Source organism: Komagataeibacter xylinus, assembly GCF_031081985.1.
Lineage (GTDB): Bacteria > Pseudomonadota > Alphaproteobacteria > Acetobacterales > Acetobacteraceae > Komagataeibacter > Komagataeibacter xylinus_E.
This window is the reverse complement of record NZ_JARWSK010000006.1, coordinates 187,351-209,754: the sequence shown is the minus strand read 5'-3', so window position 1 is coordinate 209,754 and position 22,404 is coordinate 187,351. Positions and strand designations below refer to the sequence as shown.

Below are 22,404 nucleotides of genomic sequence, written 5' to 3'. Positions count from 1 at the left end.
CTAGCCATGCCCCAGCTTGCGGCCCAGCACCGCCGTGGCGCGGCCCATCAGGCCAAGGCGGGGCACATCGGCACCCGCCACCAGCGGAATGCGGATCTCGGCAAGACCCGTATTGGCAATCACCATCTCGCCAAGCTGCTGGCCCGCCGTTACGGGGGCGGCCACGGGGCTGCGGTAATCCATGCTCACATGCACCCGGTTCTGCCAGCCATGCGGCAGGGTGAGCGTGACATCACGCGTGGCCACCAGCGGCACGGTGGGGGCCTGCCCCAGCCAGACCGGGGCATGATCCACCACGGCACCGTTATGGAGCAGGGTCGCGTTCTCGAAATTGACGAATGACCACTCGAACAGCCGCTCGCCCTCATTGGCGCGCGCGTTGCTGCTGGGCAGGCCGTTGATGGCCATGACCACGCGGTTGCCGCCACGCTCGGCGCTGGCGCACAGGCCGAAGCCACCGGCATCGGTATGGCCGGTCTTGAGCCCGTCGGCCACGCCCTTGACCACCAGCGCGTTGCGGTTCTCCTGCGATATCTTGTTGTAGCGGAAGCTCTTTTCCGAGAAGAAATGGTAGTATTCAGGGTAATCATGGATCAGGTGCATGGCGATGGTCGCCACGTCACGCGCGGACATGTAATGCCCGTCCATCGGCCAGCCGGTGGCGTTGAGGAAGTGCGTGTTGGTCATGCCCAGTTGCGCTGCCTGCGTGTTCATCAGGCTGACGAACTGGTCCTCTGAGCCGGCAACCCCTTCCGCCAGCACGATGCAGGCGTCATTGCCCGACTGGATCACCATGCCCTGGATGAGGTCGGACACGGCCACGGTGCCATTGAGCGGCACGAACATCTTCGAGCCCTGCATGCGCCATGCCTTCTCGCTGACCGGCAGCATCTGCTCCAGCGTCAGCCTGCCCGCGCGCAGCATGCTGAACACGATGTAGGCGGTCATCATCTTGGTCAGCGATGAGGGCGGCATGCGCTCGTCGGCCGCCTTCTCCAGAATGACCGCGCCGGTGGTGTAATCGACAATGCACGCCCAGCGCGCAATGGTGTCGATCGGGCCGATCAGGCTGTTGGCGGGCGAGGACGCAACGACAGGCGCTGCCGCATCAACAGCGGCCGGACCGGCAGCGAGGTGGCGGCGCCGGGCCGCGGGGGCGGCAAGCGCTGTAGAGGAGACAAGAAGACTGGTGGCCCCAGCCAGAAGGAAACGTCGGGTGTGCATTGCGTCCTTGGTCCGGTAGGTGCCAGCCGCGCGCACGGCTGGGGTGACGGGCGGCGTCACGTGATTTCGTTGCCGAGCAGGCCCACGGCCAGCGCATAGAAATCGGAGGGATTGTAGCGACGGATCGCGGCGAAATTGCGATAGACCATGAAAGCCTCGCCCTCAGGCCCATCGGGGCGCAGCACCGCGCCGGTCGTGGCGGGGTCGGCAAAGGGCGCGCCGCCCATCTGGCGGATGCCCATGCTCATCCATTCCGCATGGGTGCGGGTGTGGGTGCGGCCGAGTTCGGATTGCGCCACGCTGTCGGGCACGGTGATTTCCTGCCCCCAGCTTTCGCCCCCCACCCAGCCCGAACCCGCCAGGTAGTTGGCGATGGAGCCAAAGATGTCGGGTATGGAATGCCAGATGTCGCGCCTGCCATCGCCATCGATATCAACGGCATATTTCACGTAGGCGCTGGGCATGAACTGCGGCTGCCCCATGGCACCGGCGTAGCTGCCAAGCATGAGTTCGGGCGTGATGTCGCCCGCGTTGAGAATGGTAAGCGCGTGAAAAAGTTCATCATGAAAGAACTGCGCCCGCCTGCCCTCGAAGGTCAGCGTGGACAGCGCATCGACCACGTTGAATTTGCCGGTCATGGCGCCATAGCCCGATTCCAGCCCCCAGATGCCCATCACCGCGCCGGGCGAGACATTGTAGCGGGTCAGCACCTGCTGCTCGAGCACGCTGCGCTGGGCGGCGAAGGCGGTCCGCCCGTCGCTGATCTTGCGCGCGCCAAGCACGCGGCTGCGGTACTGCGCCCAGGTCAGGTGGAATTCGGGCTGGTTACGGTCGCGCTGGATCACCTGCGCATTGGGCGCCTGCAGGTCGAGCGCCTGCGTCACGGCGGGCGCGTTCAGCCCCCGCCGACTCGCCTCGCGCCGGATGGTGGCGAGAAAGCTGGCGTAATCGCCGCCACCCGCCGGTGCGGCGGGGTGCCTGGGGCGCGCAGCCTGCGCGGGCGACAGCCACGCAGCCCCTGCCCCGGCAAGGGAGGCGGCTGCAACATGAAGGAGGCGACGACGTACGAGCATGTGAGATGCTGTGCCACGCCACCACGCCCGTTTCAATCTCTGACTTGCAGCGATGCCCCCCTGGCGGGTGGCGCGATACATTATGCGACATAATTTCGCGTTTGTGACCATAGGCGAAGCATGCAACAAGAACGCCGGACGCCGCCCCGCGTTGGACGGATGGCCGATCTTTTTACTTGCCCGCATGCCGGGCTGACCAGAAGGCATGTTCTTGCCCAGCCACGGTTTACCCCGCCCGCCCTGCCCGGATATGCAAAAGCGCGCCACATGCCCGCGTCGCTGACCGCCTTCCTTGCCGCGGCGGGCGCCTCCCCCTTCATGCAGGCGCTGGCGATCATCGTCGGCACCTTCATACTGGAGGATGCAGCCACGATCCTGACCGCCATGCAGGTGCGCACCGGCCATGTGGTGCTGTGGGTGGCGCTGGTGGCGCTTTATATCGGCATCGTGGTGGGTGACATGGGGCTGTATGGCATGGGCAGGCTGGCCGCCCTGTGGCCACCCGCGCGGCGGTGGATCACGCTGCCCGGCGGCGCGCGCGAGGGCAAGTGGTTCGACCGCAACGTGTTCCGCATCGTGTTCATCAGCCGCTTCGTGCCCGGCGCCCGCTTGCCGCTTTATACCGCGTGTGGTTTCTTCCATGCCCGGTTCGGGCTGTTCTGCATTGCCGCCATCGCGGCCACGCTGATCTGGACAACCATGCTGTTTCTTGTCTCGCTGCAGGTGGGGCAGTTCCTGATCGATCATCTGGGAACATGGAAATGGGCGGGCATGGGCGGTTTTGTCCTGACCATCCTTCTGATAAGCCGCATGATCGCACGTTTGCAGGGTAACGAGACCAGATGACCGACACCACCACCACCGTGAACGCCCGGCCCGATGCGCGGCCTGCCGCCCCCACGGTTTCCGCCTTCGAGTTCTGGCCCGGCTGGATCTTCTATACCCCCATCGTGCTGTACTGGATCATGCTCGGGCTGCGCTACCGCGATTTCAGCCTGCCCACCGCCGCCAACCCCCGCATCGAGACCGGCGGGCTGTGTGGCGAGAGCAAGAGCTCGATCCTGGACATGGCGGGCGATGAAGCGCGGCAGTGGATCGCCCCCTACGCGGTGCTGACCACGGGCGAGAATGACACCGCCCGTGCGCTGGCCGCCATGGAGCGGGCGGGGCTGACCTTTCCCGTCGTGCTCAAGCCCGATGTGGGCTGCAACGGCACGGGCGTGCGCATCATGCGCGATGCCGACAGCCTGCGCGAGGGCCTCGCCGCCTTTGGCCGTGGGGTTGCGGTCATGCTCCAGCACCTGATCCCCTACGGGCATGAGGTGGGCATATTCTATATCCGCCACCCTGATGAGGCGGAGGGGCGCATCACCTCGCTCACCTACAAGGAAGTGCCCTGCCTGACCGGCGATGGCCGGTCCACGGTGGAGGAACTGCTTCATGCCGACCCGCGCACCCGCCTTGTGCCGCACATCTACATCCCCCGCCTGCGCCCGCGCCTGAACGAAGTGCCGCCCGCCGGGCAGTCACTGCCGCTGGTCTTTGCGGGCAATCACTGCAAGGGCTCGATCTTTCATGACTGCACGAACGACATCACGCCCGCGCTCACGGCGCGGGTGAATGCCATCATGCGCGATATTCCCGATTTTCATTTTGGCCGCATCGACGCCAAGGCCCTGAGTCTCGCCCATCTGCGCGAGGGCAAGGATTTCCAGATCATCGAGATCAACGGCGTAGGCTCCGAGGCCACCCATATCTGGGATGCCCGCACCACCCTGCGCGCAGCCTACGCCACGCAGTTCGAGCATTATGGCGAGACCTTCCGCATCGGCGCCAGGAAGCGCCGCGAAGGTTGGAAGAGCAGCGGCGCGATGGCCATGCTGCGCGCCTGGCTGCGCCAGCGCAAACTCATGGCCACCTATCCGCTCAACGACTGAATCCGTGCGATAGCCATGCATCGCGGGTATAAACGCACGGCACCCCTTGCCGTGGGCAGGCCCGACCGCATCAGGCCGTATGCGGTGCGTTCCGCGCCTTTTCAGCCTGCGCGCGAAACCACGGGACCATGCGGCGGATGGCTTCCTCGATCAGGTCGGTCGATACGGCGAAGCTGAAGCGGATGAAATGCCGCCCGTCCACGGGGTCGAAATCGACGCCCGGCGCGGTGGTCACGCCCGTATCACGCAGCAGTTGCGTGCAGAAGCCGATGCTGTCATCGGTCAGGTGGCGGATATCGGCATAGATGTAAAACGCGCCATCGGGCGGGGCGATATGGGTCAGGCCCATTTCAGGCAGGGCCTTGAGCAGCAGGTCACGATTGCGGCGGTAGGTGGCCAGGTGGCCATCGAGTTCCGCCTTGCAGTCAAACGCCACAAGAGCGGCATGCTGGCTGAGTGCCGCAGGGGTAAGAAACAGGTTGCCCATGCGCGCACGGGCGGCCTCCACTTTTTCAGGCGGCACGACAAGCCAGCCCAGCCGCCACGGGGCCATGCTGAAATATTTGGAGAAACTGTTCACCACCAGCGCCTGCGGGTCATATTCCAGCACGCTATGGGCTGGTTCGCCATAGCTCAGGCCGTGATAGATCTCATCGGAGATGATGCGGATGCCGCGCGCGCGGCACACCGCGATGATGGCCTGCATCTCGCCTGCTGAAAGGATGGTGCCGGTCGGGTTGGCGGGGCTGGCCAGGATCAGCCCGTCAGGGGCCGGGTCAAGGGCTGCGATGGCCTGCGCGCTGATCTGGAAACGCTCGGCCTCCCCACACGCAATTTCGACAGGTTCCATGTGCAGTGCGCGCAGCACGTTGCGATAGGCCACGTAACCCGGCCGCGCCATGGCCACGCGCGCACCCGGCACGAAGCTGACAGTCACGGCCAACACCAGCGCAGGCGATGCACCACAGGTCAGGATGACCTGATCGGGCGCCAGGGTGACGCCATAGCTATCGTGATAATGCCGGGCGATGCGGGCCTTGAGCGCCTGGCTTTCCCAATACCCCATGGGGTCGGTGGCGAGCACGTGCTGGGCGCGTTCGATCGCGGCACGGGGCGCGCCGGTTGATGGCTGGCCGAACTCCATATGAATGATGCTGCGCCCCTCGCCTGCCAGTTCATGCGCCAGCGCGCTGATGGTCATGGCATGGAAGGGATCAATCCGGGGCACAGTCATCACGACCTCGAGACAGGAAATGCGGTTTCAGATCCTGTCTGCAATACAAGACAAGATTGTGCCGCGTAAGGGGCGTTCCGCAGGCTGCTTCACATGCCAGCCATCAAGATTGATGCAAGACACGCCCTAAAACAAAACATTGATAAAAGAAGCAGATAACGTCCATCACGCCAGCACAACCATGACGTCCTGCCCCGATGGAAAGGGCGGCCCTAATTGCTGGGCAGTCCGCCATTGCCAAAAATGTAGTTGCTCACCTGCTGCTCGAGGCTGAGCGGCTCGCGCGTATTGGTAATGACCGTGCCTGGCGCGATGCGGCCCGGCGCCTGCCCGGCCTCGACCATCAGGGCGGTATCAGCCGTGAGCGTGGGGCTACCGATTGAAATGACTGTATCTTCCGGTAGCAACACGGTGCGGTCGAGTGTAAAACCCACATTGGCCATGTAGGTGGCGGGGTCGAGCGCAATGGAGGTGACGCGGCCCACGGGCACGCCATCCATGTCAACATCCGCGCCCACTTTCAGCCCGTTGGCCGAAACGAAACGCGCCATGACGGGATAGCGATCATGTGATCCACCGCTTTGCGAGGCCCGGGCGTAAATACAGAACCCGCCCGCCACCAGAAGGACCAGCCCGCTGCATATGATCGCCCCACTTCTCTGCCGTGCCATGCTGGCTCCCTGCCCGCCTGTGCGCCACACCGTCCCGAAAGCTGCCGCAATGCAGTGCGAGGGGAATGCGGCGCAACATCTTGCCTTATCTTTTCATTCTACTGCGTCATGGACGGGGGGACAATGACACTCCTTCAGGCTATCATTATTGCCATCATTCAGGGGGCGACCGAACAGTTCCCCATCAGCAGCCTCGGGCATGCGGCCATCGTGCCGGCCATGCTGCACTGGCCACTCGACCTGCATGGGGAGATGTTCCTGCCCCTGCTGGTCATGCTGCACCTGGGCACCTGCGCGGCCCTTCTGGTCTTTTTCTGGCGCGACTGGGTGGCCCTGTTCACCGGCGCTGCGGGCCGTCATGGCGAGACATGCCAGATGGACAGCATCCGCATCCTTGCCCTGTTGTGCGTGGCCACCGTGCCCGCCGTGCTGATTGGCGGCCTGTTCGAGCATGCCATCCGCAACCTGTTCGGCACGGCGCGTTACGCAGCCGTTTTCCTTACCCTCAATGGCGTCATGCTCCTGGCCGTAGACCGCATGCGCGCCACGCTGCGCCACCACAACGACCGCCCGCTCGCCTCCCTCGGCTTTGGCGAGGCGCTGGTGATCGGGCTGTTCCAGTGCCTTGCCTTCTTTCCCGGCCTGTCGCGCTCGGGCGCGTGCATTGTGGGCGGGCTGCTGCGCGGGCTGTCGCATGAGAATTCGGCGCGCTTCTCCTTCCTCATGGCGCAGCCGGTCATTCTGGCCGCCACCGTGCTCGAGGCGCTGAAGCTGCGCCATGCCCCGCCCCAGCCCGAACAGATGCACATGGCCATCATTGCCGCCATCGTGGCCGGTGTCGTGGCACTGGTGTGCACGGGCATCCTCATGCGTTACTTCCGCGACCATGAGGACTGGGCGTTGCGCCCGTTTGGCTGGTACTGCATGGGTGCTGGCGTGGTCGCGTTCCTCTACCTGTCGTTCTGACCGGCCCGCACGGGCTCAGCCATGGCCCTGCCCGCCATCGCTGTGCCCCATGCCACCACCACCCGCGCCATTGCGCGGGCCAAGATAGGCCCCCGGAGGCGGCCGCCTGACCGGGGGCGACAGCGTGGCCGGGTCCGTCATCACATCCAGCCCCGAGGTGGATGCCACATGCGACAGGCGCTCACGCGGCAGCGCTTCTGGGCATTCATCCCGCAGGAAGGCGATGATCTGTTCGCGAATTTCGCAGCGCAGGTCCCAGCTCTGCATGGCCGAGCGCGCGCTGGCAATCACGCGCACGGTCATGACATGGGCATTGCAGTCGGCCACCTGGACTGCGAATTCCTTGCCATCCCACAAGGGTGCTGAATGCACGATCTCGCGCAGGCGCTCGCGGATGCGGTCCATCGGCGCATTGAAATCAAGATGCAGGAACACCACCCCGATCAGCGCTGCCGAATTATGGGTCCAGTTCTGGAACGTGTTTTCAAGAAAATACGAGATTGGCACGATATGCCGCCGCCAGTCCCACACCCGCAGCACGACATAGGTGGAGGTGATTTCCTCCACCCACGCCCAGTCCCCGTTGATGATGATGAGGTCTTCCATGCGGATGGGCTGTGTCATGGCGATCTGCATGCCCGCGAACAGGTTGGTCAGCAGCGGGCGAGCGGCCAGACCGACCACCAGCGACGCCGCACCGGCGGAGGCAAACAGGCTCAGCCCGTACTGCCGCACCGGCTCGAAAGTCATGAGTGCTGCCCCTATGGTGAGCAGGCCGATCAGCAGGTCGCTCGTGCGGCGCAGCACGCGCACCTGTGTCATGTGGGTGCGCAGCAGGATGTCGTCCTTGTCATCCTTGCCATTGATGCGCTTGAGGTAGGCATCGGACAGGATGCGGGTGGCCACCACGGCGGCATAACCCAGCATGAGCACGAACAGCACCACCAGCGCGTGGGTGGTGGCCTGCATGATGTCATAGGGCAGGCCCGACACCGGCAGCGCGGTGCCGACAAACACGATAACCAGCATGATGCGCACCGGGCGCTGCATGGCCATGGTGAACGAACGCACAAAGGCCCCGCGCTTCTGCCCCGGTATGCGCACGATGAGTTTCGTGATGAACCGGCTGAACATTTCCGCCACCAGCCCGGCCACACACAGCATGAGGATGGAGGACAACAGTCCTGGCAACCATCCGAACAGGTGCCTGATGCGGGTCAGAAGTGTAAGGAATTCGGTTTTCACGAAGGATGCGCAGCCTTTTGCTGGTTGTTGCCGTTTTAGGGGTGGGTCTGCCTTAGTACCCCCTATCGGGTGGATGTACCAAATCCGGGGCTTTTTTATGTGTTTTGCAATCGAATGCGAAAACACGGGTTGACTTGCCCCATAAGCGCGGGTATTCCGCACTCATCCTAACGCGATGGCGGTGTAGCTCAGCGGTAGAGCAGGGGAATCATAATCCCTTGGTCGGCGGTTCAAATCCGTCCACCGCTACCATTTGCGTTAGGATTGATTTCCAAGGACTTAGCAGAATTATGCCGCCCTTTAAGGGAGCCGATGCTAGTCACTTGATTTCCCCCTTTTCAAAAACGCTAGTCACTCCCCTCGCTTTCTCCCTTGCATCAAGCGCGCGGGCAGAGAACTTGGCAATGGCGTTGACGGCACGGGTTTTCTGCTCGGCATGGCGGACATAGACGCTCACTGATGCGGCCGTCGTGTGGCCCGTAATCGACATGATCTCCCTCTCCGTGCATCCCATCTCCGCCAGCCATGAGGCTGCTGTAGCGCGCAGGCCGTGCCAGACGATGCCTTGCAGGCCTGCGCCCCGAATGGCCTTGCTTACAGCGGTCTGAAATGGCCCGAGTTCCCACGGTTTGCCCGTAGCGCCTGTCAGGATGGTCTGCGCCGTGCGCAGGGTCAGTTCCCTCTCAAGGGCCGCCTTCAGTTCCGGGTGGCACGGGATCCATACCTTGGCGCCTGTTTTTTCCTGCACAACCTCAATGACATCACCGTCGAAGCTGCTCCAGGTCATGGCGATCAGGTCGATGCCGCGCTGTCCGGTGCCAAGCGCCAGCAGCAGCGGCAATCGGAAGGCAGGCATTTCGCGCAGGAAGGTCTGGATTTCCTCACGCGTCCAGGCACGGTAACCCGGTCCTGTCTTGAGGCGCTTTGGCCGCAGGGCGGGATTATCCGTACGCATACCGATCTCGATCGCATAGCTCATCAGAATCGACAGCATCGAGACGGTTTTGTTGGCGCGGCGGGGGCTGGGGATTGGATCATCCCCTTCCTTCCGGCCCGGTCGGGTTGCGTATCGGTCCCTGACCAGACGCACGGCAGCCCTGTCCAGTTCAGCCACGAGAGCCGTGCCAAAGTCATCTTCCAGCGGCTGCAGAAACTTCTCATAGTCCTTGCGGGTGCTGGGCTTGAGCTGTGTCCATTCGGGTGTTGCACGGTAGCGGGTGATCAACTCGCACAGGCTGCCTGACACAATGCCGGGGCGAGGCTGCTCATTGCGTTCAAACCGCTCATGGATTTCCTGATAGGACTGGAAAAACGTGGGGGTGCCCACCTCTCCGGTAATCCGCAGCCGCACGCCCGCTCGGCGGTAATAGGCATATTTCTTGCGACGCGACTGGTAGGTATTAACGTAAGGAAGAACGACGTTGGCCACTGGTCTTTCCTGCAGCTGCAGCAGCTGCTGCAGCCCATGAGTTTGGGGTCTGCTTGGTCTCGGGCACTTTCGGTGCCTTATGCCCCTTGATCCGATCCAGCCAGGCATCGAGTTCTTCAATGAACCACACGACACGACGGCCGGAGATGTGATGTGGCCGAGGAGCCCGGCCTTCCGCCACCTCGCGCCTGAGCGTGGTGACACTGATACCGCCCGCATAGGCTGCCGCCAGTTCCTCGCTCATAGCGCGCGGCCAGTATGGAAGGCGCGATGCGTCTTTCATGTTTCCTTATCCTTTGGCCAGGCCTGCGTGCCGCGTGCCCGAATGAGCTTGCGGCCGTTCTCGGTCACCAGTGGGCCACGGAATACGATGCAGCACGGGCCATCATCCTCGCGCACGATGCCCACGTAGTCGCCGAGGCCGTTACCGTGGATCTCGATACTGTAGATCTCGCGCCCGAACTCGAGGCCCTGCAGGATCGGATGATTGGCAAGGTCGCTCATGCCGTTTCCTTTCTTGCTATAATTTCTTCTTCAACCCGACGCAGCAGCCAGCGCAGCACAGGCACGGGCATGGAATTGCCCAGCGCCTTGTATCGGGGGCCATCTGCTGCCGGCCGGTTACCGTTCGGGACGTCTGTGTGATGGTCAGGAAAGCCCTGCAGGCGCTCGCACTCGATCGGCATCAGACGGCGGACGGCGCTGGTCAGGAGATGGGGCTTGTCCGATCCGCCCTGACTGGCGCTCAGCGCGTGCGCAACGTCATCTCCCATTTCGATCTGATTACCGCCATCCCGGCCGTGCGGGGCAACGGAAACGGGAGCCATGACGGCCAGGTGCCCACCGCCGCTGGAATTGCTGCCAACGCGTCCCATCGAGCGCATGGTGCTGGCAATTTCGCCTACGCCGAAGCCATTCTGGCCCGATGCGGTGCAATCAAATGCCATCGGGACCAGATGCGAATGCCCATGGCTGGCATCCTGACCAGCGCAACCCTGCAGGCGACCATAAGAGGCATCCAATGTCGCGCAAATGAATGCCTCGCTTTCGAAATCGAGACGGCCCACAGGACCGCCATGGGCATTCAGGGCGGGAGCGACATCCAATGGCCCGGAGCAGTTATTCCCTCCATACGCAAGCGGGATAAACATCTCCGTATCGGCCCGGTAAGAGCGGTTCGGCTGCCCTTGCAGGCATGGAGCGATTTCCGCCTGCAGACTCTCTACGGTGTCAGCATCTAAGCCGTAGACGCAACCGCCCGGAGAGCCGCGAGCAATGGTCGGGGCAATGTTTTCCCCCTCGCAGCGGCGCGGCGCAGGATTCCCCGGCACGCTTTCGGGCTCAAAAAGTATTGTGGCGGGATCGGGTCCGTCGAGAGCACCTGCCACAACGAACACACGCTCGCGTCGTTGGGCCAAGCCGAAATATTGAGCGTCAAGGACACGCCATGCGATGGCTCGGCGGGGTCCAGCAACCAAACCCGCCCGGGTCCAGCGCTGTCTTGCTGGCGGAACGAGGGCGGTCTCGCAGCCTGCAAGCGCGCCGAGGAGACACCCGAAGGCGTTGGTTTTATCGGATAGGATGCCTGGGACGTTCTCCCAGACGTAGAGCGGTTCGCCGCGTCCAGCAGATCGAGCTGCATCGCAATGCTCCTCGTATATCTGGATCGCGCGCAAGGTCAGATTGCCCCGCGCACCCTCCAGCCCTGTGCGGCGACCGGCCACGCTGAAATCCTGACAGGGCGTTCCAGCCACCAACACATCAATGGGGCCAAGAGCGCATGCCCTGGCACTGAAATCTTCTGTCAGCAGATCGCCCAAATTGATCGAGGCCGGAAACCTGCGGGCAAGCATACGCAAGGGAAACGGCTCGATCTCCGCGCAGTAACGCCAGCACCAGCCGGGCATCGCCATTTCAGGCGCGCCTATACCGCTGCAAAGTGTGGCTGCAAAGATCATGATTTCTCCTCGACCAGCGCGCTCAATTGCCGAGATACGGCCTTGCGATCGGCATACTGCTGCTGGGCAAAGCGGAAGGTGTTGCTGAGGCCGGTGCCGGGGGCTTCCTCCAGGCACCAGCGTTCGTGAATGCGGGCCGCGCTGGCGGCTGTCATCAGGATGAGGCGGCAGGGCTCGGGCCAGATGAGGTCGGGTGGCACGTCGTCGGATCTGATTTTGCCGGTGGCGAACAGCAAGTCACCGCGCCCGTCCTCGCGCAGCTGCTCCATCACAACCCGGGTCCAGGTCGTGGAGATACTGATGCGGACATCCTCGGCAGGAACGTGGGCGACCATGCGCTCCCATGCCTTGGCGCGGCGCGGCAGCAGGTCCAGCGGGTTTTCCTGCGGTGCCGCTGCGGGCGGCGCGGAGATGCCTGCAATGTAGTCAACAAGATCGAGCTGGCGGGCTTCCATCATGGCAGCGCCTCCAGCACGATCAGGACAAGGCCGCCCCACACCACGCAGCACAGCGCCGTGCAGGCCATGACTTCCGGCATGGTGGGCAGATGATCGCGGATGCGGTCAACCTGGTGAGCGGGGATCTGGATCACGACTGCACCCTCCCCGCCTGCGCCTTGCGGTACAGGTCGGCCTCGATTTCGGGGCCTTCGACCATGAACGGGGCCATGATGAGCCGCTCGAGGTCCTCGAGGCGGGCATCGGCAATGCGGGCGGTGTAACGGGCTGCCTGCAGGCTGCCCTGGTGCCTGTAAGTTTCGGCAGCCATAAAATTGGTGTGGAACTGCCGATAGACATTGATGGCTGCGCTCTGGTCCGTATCGGACAGTAGGCCGACCAGATGACTAGGCGGGATGGGCGTGAAGTCCTGCGTCATGCCACACCTCGCCCGGTGCTGGTGAGGTGGCGGGACACACTGCGGCGGGCGATGCGGTTGAGTTCCGCTTCCTCGGCATCCATCTGCCGGTTGAGTTCGGCCGTGGCGGCACGCAGGGCGCGGCGTTCGGACATGAGCAGGGCAATGCCTGCGCCCTGGCGCGGCAGGGCGTTCAGCACGGCGCTTTCGGCCATCTGACGGCGGATGATTATGTCCTGCAGGGCATCAGGGGTGCCTGCTGGCGGACCTCTCCTGATGGGAATGATCGTGATTTTTGACACCGGAAACCTCCATCACGGGTGTGATGGAGGGGAATGTGGGATTAACCCACACATTATGTCAAGGAAATATGTGGGGTAATCCCACGGATTTAATTTTTAATCACCTTACTGCTCTGTGCGTCGCTGCATCCTGCTTGGGTTGATTTGCAGTGACGGCGCAAGGAATACCTCTGAGCGAAGGTCCCCAAATATGCCCCAGAGAGGACCTGCCCACTGTATGGCATCTGCGGGCCGCTGGGCATCCTCATCATGGGTGATAAAGCGCCCCGACACTTCTATCGAGTCACCGGTATTTAATGATGACAAGAGTGGTTTCCACCGAGAATCAACAGGGATTTTTGGTATCAGGATACCTATTTCAGGATCGCACGAGATATGCGCATTAATATATGCGTAGCTTTTCTCACCATCTCCATAATCTTCAGCAGACGTGTCAATCTTATCCACTATGACATCCAGACTCTGGACCTGTCCCTTAGCGGTATATTTATATATAGTATCGTTCCGCGATGAGAAGGCACGGTCAAGAGCGGCTTTATCTGAGCTAATCAAGGCTTCATGCCTAACGCCATTGCTATCATTCGCACTTACATCAGACTGGTATTTATTAATAAGATCGCTACTATTCTCTTTGGATGATCTATATATTTCACAGATATCCTGAGATGTCTGTGCATTGCATACAGTTATAGAAGCGAAACACGAAGCGAGCAGGCACAAAGTCAAGTTATATTTCATGGCTAACTATCCCGCTTGCTACGTTTTAGCATCAAGTGCAGGTATGCCTCTGCCTCATCTTCTGGAAGATTACGGTACGCGAAAAGAAGTAGAGCCTCTTTTTCGTTGGTAGCCTCGGCCGGGCGCGGATCGCCAGTACCGTTTGCCAGCCAATCAAGGGAAACCCCAAAAAAAGTCGATGCGGCCATCAATGTCTGTCGTCCTGGCATATCGCCTCCCGTCTCGATTTTCGTGAGGTGAGACCTCGATATTCCGAACTCTACAGCCAAAGCGGCTTGCGTCATACCTTTTTGTTCTCTAAGTGTTCTAATTCGGTGGCCTGGGGTATCTTTCGTCATGGAATTATCTTGTGGGATATCCCCAACACGTGGGCGGGTTTTCCCCACATTTTAGCTTGACTTGGATTGTGGGAATGTCCCACATGTTCCTATGAATACCCGCGAGATCATCCGCCGAGCTGGCGGCCCCCTGAAGGTTGGCAAGGCGGTTAATCGCCATCACGCTACCGTCATAGGTTGGAAACAGGTCCCGGCTGTGCATGCACGCACGGTGGCCGAGATGGCCGGTCTTACCCCGCATGATCTCCGTCCTGATGTTTTTGGCCCCGAAACAACGCAAGAGCGAGGTGCGGCGTGACTTCCCTATCCGTTCCTTTCGGCTTTCTTGGCGTCGGCTGCGGCCTTGGCCAGTTTGACCCGCTCAGGAAGTTCAAAGAGGTAGGTCAGGATCAGCCGGGTAATTTCGGCAATTTCCTGCGCTTCTTCCTTGCTGACCGGCTCGACAGTGTGCACGTCTTCGTTCGTGATGCCGCGCACGCCGTGGGCCCAGACCTTCAGTTCTGGAGAAATAAGTTTGGCATCAGCCAAAATATTAATACGGTTAAAGAGCGTAATTTTCGATGGATCTTTGCCATCGAGGCATGCGGGGTTTCTCTTGACCATATCTTTTGTTGCTACATCCAAAACTGTACGGAACGCGGATCGCGCGATACGGGGCGCGATATCGCGAGCGAGCAGCGTCTGTTCTGCTTCAAGCATGCATTGACGCACGTCAGCGGGAAGCAATTCAGATGCTGTTGCTTTTCTCGGCATCGGGGCAGTGCTGTCTATGTGCCACGAAGCTCCGCCGAAAAATACGATGCCTCGATCATGCACATTAACGGATGCTCTGAGGCGAAAAACGACCATTTGGAGACATTCAGGATTTCTGCAAGTTCCGACTGCTTCCCGTTTGGCTGGTACTCGAGGGCGCTCGCCATGTGGAATTGGAAGAGGAGGCCTCACGCTTGCACGTGTGCGAGTATCCCGCACTTCAGAGGCACTAATTGTATTGGTTGTTGGAATTTCGGATTTGTTCAAAATTTCTCCAACCTTTACTTCACCAAAAGTAACATATTCTGCACCACAACATGGGCAATTAAACTGAAAATCATGAGCGTGCTGTAAAGTCATGTCTGATAGATCGCTTTCCTACGAACGCCGCATTATCGCTGATGCGGACAATGATATTCGGTCTGCCCTGGCGACAAGGTCGCCATCTGAATGTCAGTCGTTATTACAGAAAAGATACCAGAATACCTACGGAGAAACACAGGAGGCATTCGTGCAACTGCTGATGTTCCATCTTTCCCTTACCTGTGTCCGTCATAATGAGCGTGGTGCGGCATGAGCGCGATCCGCGTCATTGATGTACAGGCCGTCTGGTTCACTGAGGCGGCTAGCGGGGGCAATGCCCTTAATCTGCACTGCCCAACCGAGGGCACGCCGCATGCGTTCTGGGCTGACATTGCGCTCGACCGCCCGCGCCGCATGCGGTTTGAGCGAGTGGCATGGATGGACGGCGAAGGCATTTATCAGGCTACGGAAAGTCGGCCTGATGTGTGCTGGATCGCCGCCCAGAATGAACCGCTGGTCAAGTTGCGGATGATCCCTATTACTGCCATGGCGCCTGCGCGAGACGATGGGATGCATGGGCAGTCTCCTTCGTCTGACTGGGATGAGGCGCGAGATCAGCGCGCCAGGGAGAATGACAGTTTCCGCGCTCTTATAAGAGGCGTGGAGAACGGATTGGGCACGCTTGATGCCTGTCAGATGGAGGCATCTCTCCCCTCCCTGCGCAGGGAAATGAGAGCGGTCGCTCGGCGGAATGCGCGTGATCTGCATTACAAGCCCGTTGTGCCCAGTCGCCTTCTTACGGATGAGGAATGGCTGAGCCACCCTGCAGAAGTCAGTGAGGTGTTCCGCGCCATCGGCATGGGTACGGTCGATGACCCTGTGCAGTGGCTGTACACACTGAAAGTCGCAATGGAATATGCGGAAGCGACTTTCGCGGAACGTGTGGCGCGTAATCCCGCTACCGGGATTGAGCCATGATGCGGGCAATGGTTTCGCGTTTGACGGCCTCCCATTCTCCGGCCGGGATGGGTGTCGTCTTGTCGGCGCGCGAAAGAAGTGCCGACGTATTGGGTTCAAGCATATTGGCGTTTGTTGTGTATGCTCGCTGTAGCAGTCCGAATACCAGGGCTTCCAGCGCAGCATTGCGTGCTTCCAGTGCGGCAACTCTTTCTTCCAATGTTTCGGGGCGTTTGAAGGGCTTTTCCTCAATAACGTTGCCGGACACCGAATCCTCCATGTTTGTGTGTGGTAACCGCATGGTGGTCCGCGCGGGTCGGCCTGACAATGGGCTGACCCGTAAGGGCGGATATTTCGCGCCTACCGGTAACGGTAGGTATTCATCGGTGAATACCTGATGGGCGCGAAGGTTGATTGGGATGCGGCGCGGGCCGAGCTGGTGCCGCTGCTGGTCAAGGGGCTGGCCTATGCCGAGATCGCGCGCAGGCTGGGGCTGACCTATTCGGCCGTCAATTTCCGCGTGGGGTTCCTTGGCCTGACGCATCTGCGTCAATGCGGGCGCAAGGGGCGCGTGCCGAACCATGTGGCCTCGAACCTGATCACCGATGCCCTCGGCACCGAATATGAGCCAAAGGTGAAGAAAGAGCGCATCAAGCGCTCCTGCTGCCGCTGCCGGGCGCCGTTTGTGGCCGAAAGCCGCTTCCTGTTCCGCTGCGCGCCGTGCCGCAGGGTGGCTGAGTGATGCCTGTGCTTTGTCATGTCCATTCAGGGTGGGCAGGCCGCCAGCTTTCCATGCGTGTCCAGCGCGCTGGCGGCCTGCCCTTCCCTGCCTTGCTCGTTACCCGAGGGAAACGCCCCTCTGACATCCATCAAGATGTCAGGGAGGGCGTCCGAGGTGTCGGGTATTTTGCCGTTTTTGTCCGAGCGCGCGGGTATTTTGGCCGATTTGTCCGAGCGCTCGGACGTTTTGCCCATTTCACCCGCGCGCGCGGGTGCATCCAGTCCGGATCGGGAGGCCAGATCTAAGATGTGCGCCGATGCGCTGCGCGATGAGTTCCAGAACCTTGTCAGTGCCGAGGTCAGCGCGCGCCGCGACCGGCTCGGGCTGGCTGGCGCCTTTGCCGAGGTGGCGCGTGCGCTCGGCTTTACCGTGCGCCGCGTGCGCGCGTGCTGGCACCATGAGGTGCGTGCCGTCACCTTGGCCGAATGGCAGGCCGTGCGCGCGCTGGGCGCAGCCCGCCTGGCGCAGGAAGAAAGCCGCCTGCGGCATGAGGATGCCCTGATCCGCCAGCGGCTTGAAAACATCCGGCAGCGGCAGGCCGCACTGCGGGACCTGCTGTGACGCACACCTTTTACATCTGGATCAGCGCGTCGGTTTTTGGCGTGCCCGTGTGCCTGGTGCTGGTCATGCGCCGGGGGCGCGCGTGGATCGTGTTGAAGTTTTTCCGCCTGCTCGTTGGCACGCTCGATGCCTGGGCACTGCGGGAGTCCGCCATTCTCGAGCGCAGGACCGAACGGCTTGAGCGCATTGCGCGCCTCAAGATTCGGCTGCGCCGGAACCTGTTTCACTGATGGGCCGGGGGCGCTGCCTGCGCCCGGCCTGTGCCAGGAGAAGATGATGCCAGCCATATCGATTGACTGGGAAAGGCTCGACCCCATGCTGCGCCAGATGGCGGGCATGGGTGTTTCGGTTTCCACCATGGCGCGAAAGATGGGCGTCTCGGCCCGCGCTGTGCGCTCGCGCATGCAGGTGCTGGGGGTGAGCAATCAGGTCAGTGTGTCCATCACGTCCTCTGGCCGCACCTATCTGGGCCGGGCGCGCGTGACGTATTCTTTCCGTAGCGGGAGGCGTTCGTCATGAGCGGCCCCATGCTGACGGCGACCGAGATGTACACCGTGCTGAACACGCGGGTGCGCGAGGCAGGTGGCGTGCAGAAACTGGCCACCAGAACCGGCCTGAACATGCATACGCTGGCCAATGCGGTGAATGGACACAAGGGGCTGGGAAAGTCGGTGCCATTGGCACTGGGCTTTCGCCCGGTCACGGTCACCATGTACCAGCCAATCGACCCTGTTCCTGCCCGGACGGATGAGCAGCCATGAACGGCCCTGCTCCCCTGTTTGGCTCCGCCATGCGCGAGCGCCCCACCAATGTCCCTGCCGAGCAGGCGCTGCTGGGCGCGATCCTGACCAATAACAAGGCGTTCGGGCGCGTGGAGGAAATCCTCCAGCCCGAGCATTTCTATGTGCCGCTGCATGGCGCGATCTTTGCGGCCATGCGCACGCTGATCTGGGCGGGCAACGTGGCCGATCCGATTACGCTGCGCCCCCGGTTTGAAAATGACCCGCTGCTGCCCATCGACATGACAGCGGCCAAGGTGTTCGCCACGCTGCTGGGCAGCATGGTGGGCATTACCAACGCCGCCGATTATGCCCACGCCATCCGCAGCGCGTGGTTCCGGCGCAACCTGTTTGATGTATGTGCCGAGACGGCTGACCTGTGCTGCATGCCCGGCGACCGGCCCGACAGCGCCCTGATGGAGATGCTGGAAAGTCGCATCACCCGCATCGCGTCCGGCAGCGTGGAGATCCAGCCCACGGTGCAGATTGGCGATGCCATTGGCCAGGCCATCCTCAACGCGCGCGCTGCGGCCGAGCGTGGTGATGGGCTTGCGGGCATTACGTGGGGTTACAAGGCGCTCGACCGCATGACCGGTGGCCTGCATGCCGGTGACCTGACGCTGCTTGGCGCGCGGCCTGCCATGGGCAAGACGGCGCTGGGGCTCGGCATTGCCGTGCGTTCGGCAGCGGCGGGCAATTCGGTGCTGTTCTGGTCGGGCGAGATGCGCGCGGCCCAGCTGGGCGCGCGTGCCGGTGCCGCATGGGCCGGTCTTTCCACACTGTCGGTCTTTACCGGCCGGCGGTACGACATTCCGCCCCATGCCGACACCACGCAGCGCGAGCCGCTGGCCGACTACCAGTGGCGCGAGCTGGAGGAAGGCGAGCACGCTGCCGCCAGCCTGCCGCTGCGCATCGATCACCGCTCGGGCATCACGGTGGCGGAGCTGCGCACGCAGGCCCGCGCCATGAAGCGCTCGAAACAGGGGCTGAACCTGATCGTGGTTGATTATGTCGGGCTGCTTAGTGCCTCGACCGATTCACGCTCGTTCAACCTCACGCACAAGATGACGGAAATCAGCAAGGACCTGAAAAACCTTGCCGGTGAGCTGGAGATCCCGGTGCTCGCCCTGGCGCAGCTCTCACGCGAGAGCGCCAAGCGCGAGGACAAGCGGCCGGAACTGACCGACCTGCGCGACAGTGGCTCGCTGGAGCAGGATGCGGCCACCGTTCTGTTCCTGCACCGCGACCATTATTACCTGAACAAGCAGTTGGGCGACGGCAACATCCCACGCAATGACCGCGAGACGGATGAGGCCTACAGCGCCCGCTGCGCCAGCCTGATCCAGCGCACGCGCGACAGCAGGGGCAAGGCCAGCGTGTTCATTGCCAAGAACCGGCATGGCGCCACCGGCGGCTGCGCACTCCAGTTCCAGGATGAGACCACATGGTTCCGCGATGTGGATGAGAGTGAAAACGGTCCGGCCTGGACCATTACGGCGCCGGAGTTCTGATGATGCGGTATCGCGTACTGGCATCGATTGCCGACTGCGGCCGCGCCGCCCTGCTGGGCACGGTCTGCGGTCTTGCCGGATGTGAGGTGACGGGCAGAAGGCCTGCCGCGCTCATGATGATGTTCGGTTTCCTATGGGGATACGGGCTGCTGTCAGTCCTCGTCCAATGGGGCCGATGGAAAGGATGACCTTGCAATGAAATCGCCGCGTCAACGCCCCGGAAAACATGCCCGCGTTCTGATGACAGACCGCCGCTGGCGGCTGCTTGGCCTCTCGGCCCGCGCCATGTGGCTGGAGCTGACCGACGCGGCCGATCTCATGCCGGAACTGCGCGCGCCCGTGCGCACGGCACCCGACAAAGAACAGTTCACCCGGCTTGTGGCGGCTGATGCCGCCGAAGTCGGCACCGCAATCGAGCAGCTGGTGCAGCTCGACATTCTGGAGCCCTTCCGGAATGGCTACCGCCTGAAAGCTTACTGACATGGCCCGCGTGACAACCGAACAGAAAATGCTCCAGATGGCGACGCACAACATCCGCCTGCGCGCGCTGGGCCATGCCGCCATCGGGATATGGGTGCAGCTCATCTCCTACATCATCGAATACGGCACCGACGGCGTGCTGGTGCCCGGCAAGGGCGGCGCGCCCACGCTGGCCGAGATTGCCGAGGTCGGGTTGCGCATGGATGTAACCCAACTGGTAACCCATCTGGAAACCTACGCCGAAACCCAGCTGGTAACCCACGATGCCGCCAGCGGCACCATCGGGCTGCCCGGCGCGCTCATGCCATCACGCAAGGCGCTGGCGGCGCGTGAGAATGGGAAAAAGGGCGGACGGCCGCCAACGAAAGCCAACCCGAAACCGCAGCACGATCCGCGCCAGCGCACCGCCATCATGGGCATTGCAGGAGGAAAAGACATGGCCACCGAAACCCAACGCGAAACCCACGATCCTAAGCTTAGCTTAGAGGTTAGTAATAATCTTAAAGCTAAGCCTGCGGCACAGGACGTTGATGCGGTGTTCAGGGTTTTGGGGCGCAAGGCATGGGAGGCAGCCGGTTTCGATCCGGCGCGTGATCGCGGCAACTGGGGGCAGGTGCGCCAGTGGGTGGCCGATGCGCTGGCCGAGGGGCTGAACGCTGCCGAGACTGAGCGGCTGGTGATGGACGTGGTGGCCAAGGTGACCGACCGCCAGCGCCAGAAAGGCCTCGCGATCAAACACATGGGCTACTTCAACGCTGCCATCGAGCAGGCGATCAAGACCCGCGACATCCCTGCCTTGGTCTGCACCACGGAAGCTGAGTTCGCGGCGGAAGCAGCCTACGTGGAAGCACACCGCCAGTGGGTGCTGGCTGCAGCCAATGGCAGCGACGCGCCCCAGCCGCGCCGCGAGGACTTCATTGCCAGTGCGCGGGCAGCGGCATGAGGCCTTCCCTCACCATCCCCGAGGGTCTGGCCGTGGCCGATGTGGTTGGCCAGCGGCTGTTTGAGGCCGGATGCACGCTGGCGGCACTCCCCGCGCATGGCCTGAAACCCGGCGGCGTGCGCGTAGCATGGCCCGAGATGCTGGAGGATGCCGACCTCGACTGGATCAACGCCTGCCCGGCCGAGGACATGCGACCACCCCGCCCCGGCTCGGCCGCGATCACGCGCATGGATGAAGCCCTGTCATGGATCGGCCTGATCGGCGATGACCGGCTGAACTGGCGCAAGGTGGTCTGCCTGCGCCTGGTCGTGCATCCGATCTCGCATCGATACCGCTGGACATGGCGGAAGATCGCCAATCATCTGCACATTGACCATCACACGGCCAAGTCATGGCACCAGCTGGCCGTAGCGGACATCGCCAGAAAAATCGCACAGCCTGCATTTTTCACTTCCCAAATTCCCCATTTTGCCGCATAGCGGTTGTTATGTTGAGGCGGCGTGCATCCTTCGGGGTTCACGCCGTTTTTCGTTGCGGGATAGCGTGTGCGAGGATGGTGATGGAGGCGGTCATGTAACCCGATCTGACGCCGATGCCAGACCTTCCTCCCCTCCCCCGCCATGGTGGGAAATCCTGTGGGTCCCTCCTGGGAGGGTCAGGCGCCACGAGCTGTTCGCACCCTGTCAGGTCTCTGACTTTCATAAATTTTACAAAGGCTTGGTGTTTCCATTGGTGTTGTTGTCAGACAATGAGGCAGCGCAGGATGGTCAGGCCACCGCCATTCGTCCGACCGTCAACAAACGCGAACTGGCCAACCGGCTGCGGATATCGCTGCCGACCCTGACCAGCTGGCTAGATCGCTGGCCAGAATTTCCCGTGGTCGAGCGCGGCCGCAACGGCGTGAGCTGGACCTTTCATCTTGATGAGGTTCTGGCCTTCCTCACGGCCCGGCGGGAAGAAGAAGCCGCCAAAGAGGCAGATCGGGACGCGGAGCTGATGAAGCTCCAGCTCACGTTATGGCCTGAACCTGTCGCGCAGCCATCAGGCCCGCGCATCCCCATCAAGGAACAGCTTGACCTGGCGCGCCTGCAGGACCTGCAGATGAAACAGGCCGAGCGCGCTGGAAAGCTGGTCAATGCCGAGGAAGTGCAGGACCTGTTCACGTCTGTATTCGGGCGCCTCGGTCGGGACATCAATGTATTCATCCGCCAGCTGGGCCGCGAGCAGTCATGGCCGGATGTCATGATCCGGCAGGCTGAGAGCAAGCTGGCGGACATGCAGCGCACAGCTGTCCAGAAGGTGCTGGATGACATGAAGATAGGTGAGACGGAAGATGACGGTCTCCAGCCCGACGCCCTTGTCTAAG

31 protein-coding genes and 1 tRNA gene are annotated in these 22,404 nt (G+C 62.0%); 15 read left to right on the top strand and 17 right to left on the bottom strand.

The features are described 5' to 3' along the window. On the bottom strand, positions 1-1,224 hold the full coding sequence (locus QEG70_RS13000) for a D-alanyl-D-alanine carboxypeptidase family protein (protein ID WP_374762605.1): 1,224 nt from the start codon (positions 1,222-1,224) through the stop codon (positions 1-3). 56 nt (positions 1,225-1,280) lie between these two features. Further along, a complete protein-coding gene (locus QEG70_RS12995) occupies positions 1,281-2,297 on the bottom strand; it encodes a lytic murein transglycosylase (RefSeq protein WP_308721059.1) in 1,017 nt (338 codons plus the stop codon). Positions 2,298-2,564: 267 nt separating this feature from the next. Here QEG70_RS12995 and QEG70_RS12990 point away from each other — a divergent pair, with 267 nt between their 5' ends. Both QEG70_RS12990 and QEG70_RS12985 read left to right on the top strand, forming a co-directional pair. Beyond that, the gene (locus QEG70_RS12990) at positions 2,565-3,143 is read left to right on the top strand and encodes a DedA family protein (protein ID WP_061273289.1); all 579 of its coding nucleotides are present in this window, start codon (positions 2,565-2,567) and stop codon (positions 3,141-3,143) included. Continuing rightward, positions 3,140-4,234 (top strand): D-alanine--D-alanine ligase, encoded by a 1,095-nt coding sequence (locus tag QEG70_RS12985; RefSeq protein WP_308721058.1) that lies wholly within the window; start codon positions 3,140-3,142, stop codon positions 4,232-4,234. Before QEG70_RS12990 ends, QEG70_RS12985 begins: the two co-directional genes overlap by 4 nt. A 70-nt stretch (positions 4,235-4,304) precedes the next feature. On the opposite strand, the gene QEG70_RS12980 is transcribed toward QEG70_RS12985, so the two are convergent. After that, positions 4,305-5,468: a pyridoxal phosphate-dependent aminotransferase gene (locus tag QEG70_RS12980; protein WP_308721057.1), complete on the bottom strand. Its 1,164-nt coding sequence runs from the start codon at positions 5,466-5,468 to the stop codon at positions 4,305-4,307. Between the two features lie 212 nt (positions 5,469-5,680). After that, positions 5,681-6,139: an MlaD family protein gene (locus tag QEG70_RS12975; RefSeq protein WP_308721056.1), complete on the bottom strand. Its 459-nt coding sequence runs from the start codon at positions 6,137-6,139 to the stop codon at positions 5,681-5,683. 123 nt (positions 6,140-6,262) lie between these two features. Between QEG70_RS12975 and QEG70_RS12970 the strand changes: the two genes are divergently transcribed. Continuing rightward, the gene (locus QEG70_RS12970) at positions 6,263-7,105 is read left to right on the top strand and encodes an undecaprenyl-diphosphate phosphatase (RefSeq protein ID WP_308721055.1); all 843 of its coding nucleotides are present in this window, start codon (positions 6,263-6,265) and stop codon (positions 7,103-7,105) included. A 15-nt stretch (positions 7,106-7,120) separates the two neighbouring features. On the opposite strand, the gene QEG70_RS12965 is transcribed toward QEG70_RS12970, so the two are convergent. Next, complete coding sequence (locus QEG70_RS12965) at positions 7,121-8,350, bottom strand: mechanosensitive ion channel family protein (RefSeq protein WP_308721054.1); 1,230 nt, start codon at positions 8,348-8,350, stop codon at positions 7,121-7,123. A 177-nt stretch (positions 8,351-8,527) separates the two neighbouring features. Here QEG70_RS12965 and QEG70_RS12960 point away from each other — a divergent pair. Continuing rightward, positions 8,528-8,602, top strand: a tRNA-Met gene (locus QEG70_RS12960). A gap of 67 nt (positions 8,603-8,669) precedes the next feature. Here the strand turns inward: QEG70_RS12960 and QEG70_RS12955 are convergent. From QEG70_RS12955 to QEG70_RS12905, 11 genes are all read right to left on the bottom strand, one after another. Further along, positions 8,670-9,779 (bottom strand): tyrosine-type recombinase/integrase, encoded by a 1,110-nt coding sequence (locus tag QEG70_RS12955; RefSeq protein WP_308721053.1) that lies wholly within the window; start codon positions 9,777-9,779, stop codon positions 8,670-8,672. Next, positions 9,751-10,062 (bottom strand): helix-turn-helix transcriptional regulator, encoded by a 312-nt coding sequence (locus QEG70_RS12950; protein ID WP_308721052.1) that lies wholly within the window; start codon positions 10,060-10,062, stop codon positions 9,751-9,753. The genes QEG70_RS12955 and QEG70_RS12950 overlap by 29 nt, the downstream gene beginning before the upstream one ends. Continuing rightward, positions 10,059-10,283 (bottom strand): hypothetical protein, encoded by a 225-nt coding sequence (locus tag QEG70_RS12945; RefSeq protein ID WP_308721051.1) that lies wholly within the window; start codon positions 10,281-10,283, stop codon positions 10,059-10,061. The genes QEG70_RS12950 and QEG70_RS12945 overlap by 4 nt, the downstream gene beginning before the upstream one ends. After that, positions 10,280-11,737 carry a DNA cytosine methyltransferase gene (locus QEG70_RS12940; protein ID WP_308721050.1) on the bottom strand — a complete coding sequence of 486 codons (1,458 nt, stop codon included), beginning with the start codon at positions 11,735-11,737 and terminating at the stop codon, positions 10,280-10,282. The genes QEG70_RS12945 and QEG70_RS12940 overlap by 4 nt, the downstream gene beginning before the upstream one ends. Further along, the gene (locus QEG70_RS12935) at positions 11,734-12,195 is read right to left on the bottom strand and encodes a hypothetical protein (protein ID WP_308721049.1); all 462 of its coding nucleotides are present in this window, start codon (positions 12,193-12,195) and stop codon (positions 11,734-11,736) included. The genes QEG70_RS12940 and QEG70_RS12935 overlap by 4 nt, the downstream gene beginning before the upstream one ends. Continuing rightward, positions 12,192-12,329 (bottom strand): hypothetical protein, encoded by a 138-nt coding sequence (locus QEG70_RS12930; RefSeq protein WP_308721048.1) that lies wholly within the window; start codon positions 12,327-12,329, stop codon positions 12,192-12,194. Before QEG70_RS12930 ends, QEG70_RS12935 begins: the two co-directional genes overlap by 4 nt. Next, entirely contained in the window at positions 12,326-12,613 is a 288-nt protein-coding gene (locus QEG70_RS12925) for a hypothetical protein (protein ID WP_308721047.1), read from the bottom strand. The genes QEG70_RS12930 and QEG70_RS12925 overlap by 4 nt, the downstream gene beginning before the upstream one ends. Then, positions 12,610-12,894 carry a hypothetical protein gene (locus tag QEG70_RS12920; protein ID WP_308721046.1) on the bottom strand — a complete coding sequence of 95 codons (285 nt, stop codon included), beginning with the start codon at positions 12,892-12,894 and terminating at the stop codon, positions 12,610-12,612. The genes QEG70_RS12925 and QEG70_RS12920 overlap by 4 nt, the downstream gene beginning before the upstream one ends. A gap of 105 nt (positions 12,895-12,999) precedes the next feature. Then, positions 13,000-13,632 (bottom strand): hypothetical protein, encoded by a 633-nt coding sequence (locus tag QEG70_RS12915; protein ID WP_308721045.1) that lies wholly within the window; start codon positions 13,630-13,632, stop codon positions 13,000-13,002. 2 nt (positions 13,633-13,634) lie between these two features. Beyond that, on the bottom strand, positions 13,635-13,970 hold the full coding sequence (locus QEG70_RS12910) for a helix-turn-helix domain-containing protein (RefSeq protein ID WP_214164751.1): 336 nt from the start codon (positions 13,968-13,970) through the stop codon (positions 13,635-13,637). Positions 13,971-14,273: 303 nt separating this feature from the next. Continuing rightward, entirely contained in the window at positions 14,274-14,819 is a 546-nt protein-coding gene (locus QEG70_RS12905) for a DUF4145 domain-containing protein (RefSeq protein ID WP_308721044.1), read from the bottom strand. A 477-nt stretch (positions 14,820-15,296) separates the two neighbouring features. Between QEG70_RS12905 and QEG70_RS12900 the strand changes: the two genes are divergently transcribed. Beyond that, complete coding sequence (locus tag QEG70_RS12900) at positions 15,297-16,004, top strand: hypothetical protein (protein WP_308721043.1); 708 nt, start codon at positions 15,297-15,299, stop codon at positions 16,002-16,004. Here the strand turns inward: QEG70_RS12900 and QEG70_RS12895 are convergent. After that, positions 15,985-16,251, bottom strand: a complete 267-nt coding sequence (locus QEG70_RS12895) for a hypothetical protein (protein WP_308721042.1) — start codon at positions 16,249-16,251, stop codon at positions 15,985-15,987. The genes QEG70_RS12900 and QEG70_RS12895 overlap by 20 nt on opposite strands. Before the next feature lie 129 nt (positions 16,252-16,380). Between QEG70_RS12895 and QEG70_RS12890 the strand changes: the two genes are divergently transcribed. The 10 genes from QEG70_RS12890 (at position 16,381) to QEG70_RS12845 (ending at position 22,403) form a co-directional block, all read left to right on the top strand. Continuing rightward, a complete protein-coding gene (locus tag QEG70_RS12890; protein ID WP_308721041.1) occupies positions 16,381-16,725 on the top strand; it encodes a hypothetical protein in 345 nt (114 codons plus the stop codon). 285 nt (positions 16,726-17,010) lie between these two features. Further along, positions 17,011-17,325, top strand: coding sequence for a hypothetical protein (locus QEG70_RS12885; protein ID WP_061273136.1), 315 nt, complete (start codon positions 17,011-17,013; stop codon positions 17,323-17,325). After that, positions 17,322-17,555 (top strand): hypothetical protein, encoded by a 234-nt coding sequence (locus tag QEG70_RS12880; RefSeq protein WP_061273133.1) that lies wholly within the window; start codon positions 17,322-17,324, stop codon positions 17,553-17,555. Before QEG70_RS12885 ends, QEG70_RS12880 begins: the two co-directional genes overlap by 4 nt. A 43-nt stretch (positions 17,556-17,598) precedes the next feature. Next, a complete protein-coding gene (locus QEG70_RS12875; RefSeq protein WP_308721040.1) occupies positions 17,599-17,844 on the top strand; it encodes a hypothetical protein in 246 nt (81 codons plus the stop codon). Further along, the gene (locus tag QEG70_RS12870; RefSeq protein ID WP_308721039.1) at positions 17,841-18,086 is read left to right on the top strand and encodes a hypothetical protein; all 246 of its coding nucleotides are present in this window, start codon (positions 17,841-17,843) and stop codon (positions 18,084-18,086) included. The genes QEG70_RS12875 and QEG70_RS12870 overlap by 4 nt, the downstream gene beginning before the upstream one ends. Further along, positions 18,083-19,615, top strand: coding sequence for a replicative DNA helicase (locus QEG70_RS12865; RefSeq protein ID WP_308721038.1), 1,533 nt, complete (start codon positions 18,083-18,085; stop codon positions 19,613-19,615). The genes QEG70_RS12870 and QEG70_RS12865 overlap by 4 nt, the downstream gene beginning before the upstream one ends. 240 nt (positions 19,616-19,855) lie before the next feature. Next, on the top strand, positions 19,856-20,095 hold the full coding sequence (locus QEG70_RS12860; protein WP_308721037.1) for a hypothetical protein: 240 nt from the start codon (positions 19,856-19,858) through the stop codon (positions 20,093-20,095). Between the two features lies 1 nt (position 20,096). Beyond that, complete coding sequence (locus QEG70_RS12855) at positions 20,097-21,038, top strand: hypothetical protein (RefSeq protein ID WP_308721036.1); 942 nt, start codon at positions 20,097-20,099, stop codon at positions 21,036-21,038. Then, entirely contained in the window at positions 21,035-21,517 is a 483-nt protein-coding gene (locus QEG70_RS12850) for a DUF6362 family protein (protein ID WP_308721035.1), read from the top strand. Before QEG70_RS12855 ends, QEG70_RS12850 begins: the two co-directional genes overlap by 4 nt. 259 nt (positions 21,518-21,776) lie before the next feature. Continuing rightward, on the top strand, positions 21,777-22,403 hold the full coding sequence (locus QEG70_RS12845; protein ID WP_308721034.1) for a DNA packaging protein: 627 nt from the start codon (positions 21,777-21,779) through the stop codon (positions 22,401-22,403). Position 22,404 lies beyond the last annotated feature (1 nt).

What these genes read in the sequence shown, in the direction of transcription:
- QEG70_RS13000 (WP_374762605.1), bottom strand. Translation starts at nt 1,224, where the DNA reads ATGCACACCCGACGTTTCCTTCTGGCTGGGGCCACCAGTCTTCTTGTC.
- QEG70_RS12995 (WP_308721059.1), bottom strand. Translation starts at nt 2,297, where the DNA reads ATGCTCGTACGTCGTCGCCTCCTTCATGTTGCAGCCGCCTCCCTTGCC.
- QEG70_RS12990 (WP_061273289.1), top strand. Translation starts at nt 2,565, where the DNA reads ATGCCCGCGTCGCTGACCGCCTTCCTTGCCGCGGCGGGCGCCTCCCCC.
- QEG70_RS12985 (WP_308721058.1), top strand. Translation starts at nt 3,140, where the DNA reads ATGACCGACACCACCACCACCGTGAACGCCCGGCCCGATGCGCGGCCT.
- QEG70_RS12980 (WP_308721057.1), bottom strand. Translation starts at nt 5,468, where the DNA reads ATGACTGTGCCCCGGATTGATCCCTTCCATGCCATGACCATCAGCGCG.
- QEG70_RS12975 (WP_308721056.1), bottom strand. Translation starts at nt 6,139, where the DNA reads ATGGCACGGCAGAGAAGTGGGGCGATCATATGCAGCGGGCTGGTCCTT.
- QEG70_RS12970 (WP_308721055.1), top strand. Translation starts at nt 6,263, where the DNA reads ATGACACTCCTTCAGGCTATCATTATTGCCATCATTCAGGGGGCGACC.
- QEG70_RS12950 (WP_308721052.1), bottom strand. Translation starts at nt 10,062, where the DNA reads ATGAAAGACGCATCGCGCCTTCCATACTGGCCGCGCGCTATGAGCGAG.
- QEG70_RS12945 (WP_308721051.1), bottom strand. Translation starts at nt 10,283, where the DNA reads ATGAGCGACCTTGCCAATCATCCGATCCTGCAGGGCCTCGAGTTCGGG.
- QEG70_RS12940 (WP_308721050.1), bottom strand. Translation starts at nt 11,737, where the DNA reads ATGATCTTTGCAGCCACACTTTGCAGCGGTATAGGCGCGCCTGAAATG.
- QEG70_RS12935 (WP_308721049.1), bottom strand. Translation starts at nt 12,195, where the DNA reads ATGATGGAAGCCCGCCAGCTCGATCTTGTTGACTACATTGCAGGCATC.
- QEG70_RS12925 (WP_308721047.1), bottom strand. Translation starts at nt 12,613, where the DNA reads ATGACGCAGGACTTCACGCCCATCCCGCCTAGTCATCTGGTCGGCCTA.
- QEG70_RS12915 (WP_308721045.1), bottom strand. Translation starts at nt 13,632, where the DNA reads ATGAAATATAACTTGACTTTGTGCCTGCTCGCTTCGTGTTTCGCTTCT.
- QEG70_RS12910 (WP_214164751.1), bottom strand. Translation starts at nt 13,970, where the DNA reads ATGACGAAAGATACCCCAGGCCACCGAATTAGAACACTTAGAGAACAA.
- QEG70_RS12905 (WP_308721044.1), bottom strand. Translation starts at nt 14,819, where the DNA reads ATGGTCGTTTTTCGCCTCAGAGCATCCGTTAATGTGCATGATCGAGGC.
- QEG70_RS12900 (WP_308721043.1), top strand. Translation starts at nt 15,297, where the DNA reads ATGAGCGCGATCCGCGTCATTGATGTACAGGCCGTCTGGTTCACTGAG.
- QEG70_RS12890 (WP_308721041.1), top strand. Translation starts at nt 16,381, where the DNA reads ATGGGCGCGAAGGTTGATTGGGATGCGGCGCGGGCCGAGCTGGTGCCG.
- QEG70_RS12885 (WP_061273136.1), top strand. Translation starts at nt 17,011, where the DNA reads ATGTGCGCCGATGCGCTGCGCGATGAGTTCCAGAACCTTGTCAGTGCC.
- QEG70_RS12875 (WP_308721040.1), top strand. Translation starts at nt 17,599, where the DNA reads ATGATGCCAGCCATATCGATTGACTGGGAAAGGCTCGACCCCATGCTG.
- QEG70_RS12870 (WP_308721039.1), top strand. Translation starts at nt 17,841, where the DNA reads ATGAGCGGCCCCATGCTGACGGCGACCGAGATGTACACCGTGCTGAAC.
- QEG70_RS12865 (WP_308721038.1), top strand. Translation starts at nt 18,083, where the DNA reads ATGAACGGCCCTGCTCCCCTGTTTGGCTCCGCCATGCGCGAGCGCCCC.
- QEG70_RS12860 (WP_308721037.1), top strand. Translation starts at nt 19,856, where the DNA reads ATGACAGACCGCCGCTGGCGGCTGCTTGGCCTCTCGGCCCGCGCCATG.
- QEG70_RS12855 (WP_308721036.1), top strand. Translation starts at nt 20,097, where the DNA reads ATGGCCCGCGTGACAACCGAACAGAAAATGCTCCAGATGGCGACGCAC.
- QEG70_RS12850 (WP_308721035.1), top strand. Translation starts at nt 21,035, where the DNA reads ATGAGGCCTTCCCTCACCATCCCCGAGGGTCTGGCCGTGGCCGATGTG.